At 26.3% G+C, this 9,543-nt stretch carries 8 protein-coding genes; all 8 read right to left on the reverse strand.

The features are described 5' to 3' along the window. Positions 1–2: 2 nt before the first annotated feature. Complete coding sequence (locus BUA70_RS01275; protein WP_072892408.1) at positions 3–1,409, reverse strand: MBOAT family O-acyltransferase; 1,407 nt, start codon at positions 1,407–1,409, stop codon at positions 3–5. Between the two features lie 36 nt (positions 1,410–1,445). Further along, positions 1,446–1,919, reverse strand: coding sequence for a DUF4358 domain-containing protein (locus BUA70_RS01280; protein WP_072892409.1), 474 nt, complete (start codon positions 1,917–1,919; stop codon positions 1,446–1,448). 60 nt (positions 1,920–1,979) lie between these two features. After that, positions 1,980–2,780 (reverse strand): GDSL-type esterase/lipase family protein, encoded by an 801-nt coding sequence (locus tag BUA70_RS01285; protein WP_072892410.1) that lies wholly within the window; start codon positions 2,778–2,780, stop codon positions 1,980–1,982. Positions 2,781–3,153: 373 nt separating this feature from the next. Then, positions 3,154–3,996, reverse strand: coding sequence for a MurR/RpiR family transcriptional regulator (locus tag BUA70_RS01290; protein ID WP_072892411.1), 843 nt, complete (start codon positions 3,994–3,996; stop codon positions 3,154–3,156). Continuing rightward, positions 3,997–5,082: a DUF871 domain-containing protein gene (locus BUA70_RS01295; RefSeq protein ID WP_072892412.1), complete on the reverse strand. Its 1,086-nt coding sequence runs from the start codon at positions 5,080–5,082 to the stop codon at positions 3,997–3,999. A 219-nt stretch (positions 5,083–5,301) separates the two neighbouring features. After that, complete coding sequence (locus BUA70_RS01300) at positions 5,302–6,651, reverse strand: PTS transporter subunit EIIC (protein ID WP_072892413.1); 1,350 nt, start codon at positions 6,649–6,651, stop codon at positions 5,302–5,304. Positions 6,652–6,681: 30 nt separating this feature from the next. Further along, entirely contained in the window at positions 6,682–7,581 is a 900-nt protein-coding gene (gene murQ / locus BUA70_RS01305; RefSeq protein ID WP_200789756.1) for an N-acetylmuramic acid 6-phosphate etherase, read from the reverse strand. A 222-nt stretch (positions 7,582–7,803) separates the two neighbouring features. Continuing rightward, positions 7,804–9,336 (reverse strand): murein biosynthesis integral membrane protein MurJ, encoded by a 1,533-nt coding sequence (gene murJ / locus BUA70_RS01310; RefSeq protein ID WP_072892414.1) that lies wholly within the window; start codon positions 9,334–9,336, stop codon positions 7,804–7,806. Positions 9,337–9,543 lie beyond the last annotated feature (207 nt).

Genomic DNA, 9,543 nt, shown 5'->3' on the forward strand with positions numbered 1-9,543 from the left:
CCCTAGAATCTAAAGTATAAAAAAGGATTATAGCTTTCATTAACTAAATATGCCGTAGAAAAAAATAATATAGACATATTTGTTATAGCTAAAATAACCTGACCCTTTTCCTCTAAGTTTTCTTTTAATTTTTCATATACTTTTTTTACTATAGGTGTTGAACATACAATCAATATAATAAATAAAATTAAATTAGTTGTTAGATAATACATAGCCTTACTATCTATAATATGATTTCCGTTTATTCCAAACATAACTTTTATATAAGATAAACCTTTAGCTATACTTTGAAAATCAAAAAATACCCATCCTACAATTACTATAATCATAGTATATATGTGAGATATTGTTTTTCCTAACTTGTCTAAAATTCTTCCTAAGAAAAGTTTTTCTAAAAATATTATTAATCCAAAATAAAGTCCCCAAACTATAAAGTTCCAATTAGCACCATGCCAAAATCCTGTTAAAAACCACACTATAAAGAGATTTCTACATTGAATTAATAATCCTTTCCTATTTCCTCCTAAAGGAATATATATATATTCTCTAAACCAACTTCCTAATGATATATGCCACCTTCTCCAAAATTCTGTAGCACTTTTTGATATATAAGGATAATTAAAGTTTTCATTAAAGTGAAAACCAAACATTTTTCCAAGGCCTATTGCCATATCTGAATAACCACTAAAATCAAAATATATTTGAAAAGTAAAAGCTATAATTCCTATCCAAGCACTCAAAATAGAAAGCTCATTTATTTCTAAAGCTTTAATGCTTGTCCAAACTAATGCGATATTATTTGCAAGTAAAACTTTCTTACCAAGCCCTACTACAAATCTTTCTATTCCATTTGAAAAATCATCAATGTTTTCTTTTCTAATTTTTAGTTCCTTTGCAACATCTGAATATTTTACAATAGGTCCAGCTACAAGCTGTGGAAACATTGTAACATATGCACCAAAGGCTATAATATTTCTTTGCGCCTTTACTTTATTTAAATAAACATCAACTACATATGATAAAGTTTGAAAAGTATAAAAGGATATTCCTACTGGCAATGGTAATCTTTCATATTCCATATGTAACCCAAATATATTATTTATATTTTCTATAAAGAAACCAAAATATTTAAAGAACCCTAAAAGTCCAAGGTTTATTATTACTGCAAATACCAGTAAATTTCTCTTTATAATCTTTCTTTTATTATTTTTTTGAATTAAAATACCTATTATGTAATCAAAAATAGTGGTGAAAATCATTATTATTATGTACTTAGGTTCTCCCCATCCATAAAATATTAAACTTGCCACTAATATTATAAAGTTTCTTAAAGACTTAGGTGATAAATAATAAACCAATAATGTTATTGGCATAAACATAAATATAAATATCAAACTGCTAAATACCACTTTTTTTTCACTCCCTAAAAATTTAATCCTTAGTAATTAAAATTGCTTTTTTATATTTTTAATTAGTTCTTCTTCATTTTCTGTAATTATCATAACCACATAATTTCCTTTATGAAATAATATATGGTTTTCTATTAAACTATATTGCTTAGGAGCATAGTCTTTAAAAGCCTCTTTTTGTTTTTCTATTCTATTTTCAATTTTCTCATTTATTTCTTCTATAAAATCTTGGTCTTTACATTTTGCTATAAGGATTTCTGTTACATCCATATTAGAAGATGGTAAATATAACTGAAACTCCTCTAATTTAGATGGATCTATTCTATAGTATTTTCTTAAAGCCAATTTATCCCCTTTTTTAAGACTATCTAAATTAACTTTGTCACTAATTGACGCCACAATATTTTCTACTTTAGGATTTTTATTTTTTAAAATATTGCATCCTAAAAAAACATTTATAACAAATATCAAAATTAAAAATGTTAAAAACAACTTTTTCTTTACTCTCATTTTTATCTCCTAATTTATCACTTGTAAAATTTAAATGAACTTGTTAGTTAAAGGATTTTGTCAATTTATTGTTTCCTTTATATATGCAAGCCAATAATTATAAAATTCCATTTTAGGATGTATTCCATCTGGCTCATATAAATCACCTTTATTCTTTAGTATAAATGAACCATCAATAGATTTAACTCCCTCTTCTTTACAAAGCTTTTCTATATTTTCATTAAATAAAATTACCCTGTCTTCTTTTAATCTAATATCTTTATTAGATGCAAAATCTTCTATTGGCAATATCTTTTCAACAATAACTTCTGCACCCTTAGATTTTTCTTTAACTTCTCTTATTAAAACTCTATATTTTTCTATAAAATCTTCTACTTTATCGAAATTTTGCAAGTCATTCATACCATAGAAAACAATAATCTTTTTTGCCTTTATATTATAAAGTTTTGGCACCTCTCTTTTTTGAGCTGCTATTACATTTTCTCCTTTATAAGCAAGGATTCTATATTCTGGTATTATTCCATAACTTTTCATTGCTTCTGTTATGGAATCTCCCATAAAAATATAATCCTTAAAAAATTCCTTATTATTTTTATCTTTTCCTAAATCATTAATTATGTCATCTAATCTTTTATTCAATTTCTTTTTATTATCAAAATCATTAATTTCATTTTCTATCTTATTAATATCTTTATTTTTTAAACTATCTATTATCTTTATAGAGGCTTCAAACTCTTCTTTTTTAATCTTTTTTGCTGAATATAAATTATATAAAATAGCTATAAAAAATATTACTCCTACAGCTAAAAATACATTAGTAAAAATTTTAAATTTTCTTTTCAATCTCTTCTTTTTATTCATGAGATTCACCCCTTATAATGCAACAAATTTACAGCAGTTTTTATTATATCACTGTATATTAATTATTTGTAACAAAATTGTGTTATATTATATACAATTTAATATAATTTGATAATAATTTAATAAATTAAAGAAATATCCAATTCTTACGATAAATAAGTATAATTTAAAATAAACAGTTAATTCCTAAGGGGCCTTCTAACTACACTACATTTCCTACTTTTTTAATTTTAAAGTTAAATTTTACAACATAAATTGTATAAGCCCCTTTTGTATTATAAAAATAAGACTATGGAAAAATATATATTATATAAATTTCCATAGCCTTTTTATAGATAAATACTTTTGTTATTTTAAGTTACATTCTTATTTATTATTTAAAATCTTGAATTGCTATTCTTGTCTTTATAAGCATATTTTCAATTTCTTGTACATTTTGTTTTGCCATACCTATAAATAGCATATCAGTTATAGCAAGTTGTGCCGTTCTAGAACTTATAGCTCCTTCTCTTAAAGATTTTTCTAAAGATGGTATAAACAGTGTTACATCTGATATTTTAGATAACTTATTATTTACACTAGCTTTAGTAATTGCAATAGTTGGTACATTTAAACTTTTAGCATTTTCCATACACTTAAGTACCTCTTTTGTTTCTCCTGAATATGATATTCCTAATGCTACATCTCCAGGCTTCATAAGTACTGATGTTGTTATTTGAAGATGAGTATCTATATGGCTTATACATCTTTTATTTATTCTACTTAATTTATAGTAAAAATCCATTCCTACTAAAGCAGATCCACCAACTGCATATATATAAATATTATTTGCATCTTGCAAAAGCTTTATAGCTTTTTCTAAGTCTTTCTCTTTTATTAATTCTACAGTTTTATTTATAGTCTCTTCTATTGAATTTTTTATTCCATAAATAATACTTGTAGTTGTTAAATCTCCATCTAAATATAAAAATCCACTTGCTTCTTTTTTCTCTTTTAAATTTATAGACATACGTAGTTTTAATTCATTAAAACTATCAAAGCCTATTTTTTTAGAGAACCTCACTACTGTAGGTGCTGATGTTTTTGTAATATCTCCAATTTCTTTGGCAGATAAACTTATTATATCTTCTTTTACCGATAACAAATAAGTTGCTATATTTTTTTCCTTCTCTGTAAAGTCTTTAAAATTATCTTTTATATAATCAAATATATTCACCTAATCACCTATTTCTAATAACTTAAAGGAAAAATGTTTTCCTCCCTTAATATAGTTTAGCAAAAAATAATCATCCTTTACAACAGAAGCAACTACATTCACTCTATTATCTTTTTCTAAATCATTAATTAATATTTGAAGTTCTCCCATATATCTTCCATAATCAATATTATCTATAGTTATATCTCCATACTTTCTATCTATGGTATTTTCAGGATAAATTTTCTCATCTTTTATTAATATTCTGCTCTCTGTAGCTCTTATTGCGTCTCTAGCCTCATCAGTTCTTGATGTATATCTGTTCTTTAATAATGCTAAGGAAATATTATTTTTAGTCTTTGGAATTATCCTCAGCATAACCTCATCACTTTTTAATGATGCTAAATCTTTAAGTTCTTTATAACTTGGAAGTGCATCGCCTATAAATACTGAATCTACTCCCATTGCAAATAACCCATTAGCAGCAAAATAAACAGGTTTATTTCTATGATCCTCTAAGGTTGGAAGTCCATCCTTTAAAGGACTTCTTTTTCTATTGTTTGATTGAATGAATGCCCCTATTTTTATTCCCCTTTTTGTTAACATAATATTTTTCTCTAATAAACACTCTTTAGAAATCCCAGTTCCCCTTCTTGGGTAAAAGTTATGAAGGGCATCTATATTTTTATAGTTAGGATTATACTTATCTAATTCATTTAAAAAATCCTCTGTAATAGTTGATGCATTTAACTGTATCTTTATATTATATGGATTATGACTTATTTTAGCTATTTCTGCTTCTTTATATCCAAAATCTATTCTAATTGTTTTTATTCCTAAATCTTTTATAGCAGATAAATCCATATCTTTTATTCCTAAAAATTTAAAAGTATTAGGGGAAATGTCACTTATTATATCCATATCAAAATTTTTAGCTAAATTAAAAAATTCTTCTACTTCCTTTTTTAATATATTATAGTTAGCTTCTGGAATGTGTAAAGATGTAAAAATCCTAGTAAAACCTAATTTATAAGCATCCTTTAATAGCTTTATATTTTCCTCCATAGTATTATCTAAGCCAAAATATATTGATATACCACAACTCATAACTCCAACTCTCCTTTTAAAATTCATATTATTTTTAAATCTCTTTTTACTTCTACATTTTTATAAACATTTATTGTTAATTAAAGAAGTAACATAAACTCTATTTGTTATATGTTACTTCTTTAAAATTAACTTTTTATTATACTAGGCTTAAACTACTTATAAAATTATAAAATTTTAAATCTAAATTAACTAATATATTATCTAAATAAAGTATTCTTAATTCTCAGGATCATCAAATCCTAAAATTCTAGTTGCTATATATCCAGCTGCATATGAAACTAATACTCCTAATATATACATTAATGCATGGTTAGTTGTTGCAGCTAATGGTAAACCTGATAATCCCATAGATGTTGCACACACCTTAAATCCTGCTTGGAAAGCTCCACCAAAAGCTCCTCCTATACAAGCTCCTAAAAATGGTTTACCAAGTGGTAATGTAACACCATAAATTAAAGGTTCACCAACACCCATCATTCCAACTATTAATCCAGATGCTACAGTTTTTCTTATTCTCTTATTCTTAGACATTCTGTAAACAGCAATTGCAGCCCCAACTTGTCCTGCTCCTGCCATAGCTAAAATAGGTAATAATGGGTTTAATCCTGTTTCACTTAATAACTCTGCATGTATTGGCACTAAGCCTTGATGGAGTCCTGTCATTACTAATGGTAAGAATGTTCCTCCTAGGACAAATCCTGTTACTACTCCACCTTTTTCAATAGCTGTTTTAGTTACAACCCCTATTCCATCAGCTATTATTCCACCTAAAGGTTGTAATATAAGAAGTGCTACAAAAGTAGATACAAGGATAACTATCAATGGTGTCAAAAATAGGTCTAATGTATCTGGTACATATTTTCTTGTAATCTTTTCTATATAAGATGAAAATGCTACTACTAATAATACTGCTATTATTCCACCTCTACCTGGAACTAGATTTATTCCAAATAAGCTTACATCTGATAAAGCTGGGTGAGTTATTATTGCTGCCATAACTCCACCAAGCATTGGAGAGCCTCCAAATTCTTTAGCTGCATTAACACCTACAAATAAATTTAATCCATAGAAAACTGCATTACCAGCTATTTTTAATATTTCTATAAAAGAAGTTGAACCTAAAGCTGGATTAAATTTTAAAATGATATTTAATATAGCTGTAACAAGTCCACATGCTATAAAAGCAGGTATTAATGGAATAAATATATTAGCTAATTTTTTTAAAAATAATTTAAATGGAGTTGCATTTTTTTCTTTTATAGCTTTTTTAAGCTCCATTCCTTCTAATTTTTCTTCTACCTCTCCTGATTCCATTCCTACTAATTTAGAAAATTTATCAGCTACCTTATTTACCTTACCAGGTCCTATTATTACTTGCAGCTGATCATCTGCCTTAACTACGCCTAAAACCCCTTCAACTTTTTTTAGACTTTCAATATCTACCTTATCCATATCAAAAAGTCCTATTCTAAGTCTTGTCATGCAGTTATTTATGGACCTAATGTTTTCTTTCGGACCTACTATTTTAAGTATATCCGAAGCCATTTTTTCAAAATTAGTACTCATTTATACTCCCCCTTTTAAAATAGTATTTATCTATAATGCCTTAGCAATGTAGCCTTTACTTTCTGATAATTTTTTTATGGCCTCCTCCTTTGATATTTCTAATAAAATCATAAGAATAGTCAACTTAACATTATAATCTGTTTCCTTTAAAATCTTCTCTGCCTTTTCTTTATCAACCCCTGTTGCTTCTATAACTATTTTTTTTGTTCTCTCTATAAGCTTTTTATTAGTTGCCTTTACATCTATCATCAAGTTACTATAAACTTTTCCAAGCCTTATCATAACTCCTGTAGATAACATATTTAAAACCATCTTTTGTGCAGTTCCTGCCTTTAACCTAGTAGAACCTGTAATAACCTCTGGACCTACTATTACTTCTATAGCTGTCTTAGAAAATTTAGAAACTTCCGAATTTTCATTGCATGAAATAGACATAGTATAACATCCTAAAGAATTTGCATATTCTAATCCTCCTATAACATAAGGAGTTCTCCCTGATGCGGCTAGTCCAATAACTACATCATTTTTATTTAAACCTTTACCCTTTAAATCTATAACTGCCTTTTCTTTTGAATCTTCTGCTCCTTCCTTAGCTCTAAATATAGCCTCAGTACCACCAGCTATAATTCCTTGAACTAATTCTTCTGAAACTCCAAAGGTTGGAGGACATTCTGAAGCATCTAATATTCCTAATCTTCCTGAAGTTCCTGCTCCCATGTATATAAGTCTTCCACCTAAATTTATTTTTTCAACTATTGTATCTATTCCTTTTGCTATTTTATCTAATTGACTTTCAATTGCTTTAGCTACTTTTCCGTCTTCTTTATTAATGATTTTCACCATTTCTAAAGTTGAGACTCTATCAATATTTAATGTGTTTTTATTTCTTTTTTCTGTAGTTAATTTATTTAAATCTATATTTTTTTCTATCACTTTATTCCCTCCCAGTAAAAATAATAATTTGAAAATTTATTATCTATACCAAAATTATACCACTCCATAATTTTATTTCAACTTTATTTTATTTATATGAAATATCATTTCATTTTAATATCTTAAAAAAGCTATCTCTTATTTTGAGATAGCTTTCTAATTCATTGTTTAAAAATCTAAAGTATACTTACTTTTATAAATATGTTTTTATTTTAAATATTATCTTTTGATATTTAATTTTTCCTTTATCATATCAATCATTTCATACAACTCTGGTACCTTAAAAATTAATATCAATATAGCATATAAAGCTACTCCAATAATTATAGAAATAATCATTGCAATTATATAATTAATTCTTAATTCTAAGAATTGATATCCATATTTAACTACAGTAGCCATTATAAATGATGCTACAAAAATTTTTAATGAACTTTTAAAGGAGCTTAATCCATTTATTCCACTCATTTTTCTTCTTAATGTAAAAATTAAAATAATTGTACATACAAAAGCAGAAATAGATGTTGATAAAGCTAACCCACCAAGCCCCATAAATCTTACTAAAATCAAATTAAATATTATATTTGTAGAAACACCAATAATTCCTATAATCATAGGTGTTTTGGTATCTTGCATTGCATAAAAGCCTCTATTATATATATCTTCTATTCCCCAAACTAGAACTCCAATAGAATAGAAAATTAGAGCTGTTGAAGTCATAATAACTGATTTTTCATCAAATTCTCCTCTTTGATATATAACTCTAACAATTGGAACACTTAATACCATAATACCTAAAGTTGCTGGTATCATAACTAAGTTTATATTATTTATAGCCTTTGAAATAAATAGTTTTAAATTATCCTTTTCTCCAGCGCTAGCAGCTCTAGAAAATTTAGGATACACAACTGTTATTATAGCAACTGCAAATACAGAATATACTAACCCATTAATTTTTTGAGCATAATTTAATGCTGAAATACTTCCTTCTGGTAATCCAGATCCTATAGTTTTATCTACTACAGAGTTAATTTGGTTTACACTTGCACCAATTATTATTGGCATAATAAGAGAAAACATCTTAGCAATTCTCTTATCTTTTAAATTAACAAAAATACTATATTTATATTTATGCTTAATAAGCCATGGTATTTGAACTATTACTTGCATTGCATTACCAATAAGAGTAGCTATTGTTAATCCTAATATACTATGATTCCCTAGTAGAATATAAACTATAATAGGTATATTAAGAGCTATTCCTATTAAAGCTGGCGCTACAAAATCATCTAAAGTTTGAAGTATAGCCGTATATCCACTATTCATAGCCATAAAAAGTATACTAATCATACTTATTTTAGTTAAGGATACTGTTAAATTATAAGTCTCTGGTTCAAAATTTGGAGCTACTATTTTTACTAAGTATGGTGCAAATATAATTCCTACTATACAAAGAACTAATGAAATGCTTAAAAGTATATTCATTATATTGTTAGCAAAGCGGAACATCTCCTCTTTACCTTTTTCTTTATAGGTTTCACTTAATATAGGAATAAAAGTTGTTACTATAGCTGCTCCAATTACTCCAAATAATATGTTTGGTACAGTAATTGACATATTGTAAGCATCAGTTTGAAATGTTGTTCCAAAAGCTTTAGCCATTAAAGTATCTCTAAGAAGTCCAAAAACTTTGCTTACTATACTAATAACAATTATTATACTAGCTGATTTAACCGCTTTATTATTTTTCATATTTTTTGTCCTTTTCTTCTTTTATTTAAATATTTTAAAAATAAATTTCCAATAAGTTGATTATACAATATTTAGTTAAATAACTTTAAAAATAATTAATTTTTCTAAGAAATTTAACATTCTTTTAACTTTTTGCATTTTTATTGTTAAGTAATTTACAGTTAGTCTTTAATATATAAAAACAATCCTTAAAGTAAATAAAACTTA

This window comes from Clostridium fallax (genome assembly GCF_900129365.1).
Classification (GTDB): domain Bacteria; phylum Bacillota; class Clostridia; order Clostridiales; family Clostridiaceae; genus Clostridium_AH; species Clostridium_AH fallax.

Bases quoted from the DNA above. Each gene is read 5' to 3' on its own strand.
- BUA70_RS01280 (WP_072892409.1), bottom strand. From the start codon at position 1,919: ATGAGAGTAAAGAAAAAGTTGTTTTTAACATTTTTAATTTTGATATTT.
- BUA70_RS01285 (WP_072892410.1), bottom strand. From the start codon at position 2,780: ATGAATAAAAAGAAGAGATTGAAAAGAAAATTTAAAATTTTTACTAAT.
- BUA70_RS01295 (WP_072892412.1), bottom strand. From the start codon at position 5,082: ATGAGTTGTGGTATATCAATATATTTTGGCTTAGATAATACTATGGAG.
- BUA70_RS01300 (WP_072892413.1), bottom strand. From the start codon at position 6,651: ATGAGTACTAATTTTGAAAAAATGGCTTCGGATATACTTAAAATAGTA.
- murJ (WP_072892414.1), bottom strand. From the start codon at position 9,336: ATGAAAAATAATAAAGCGGTTAAATCAGCTAGTATAATAATTGTTATT.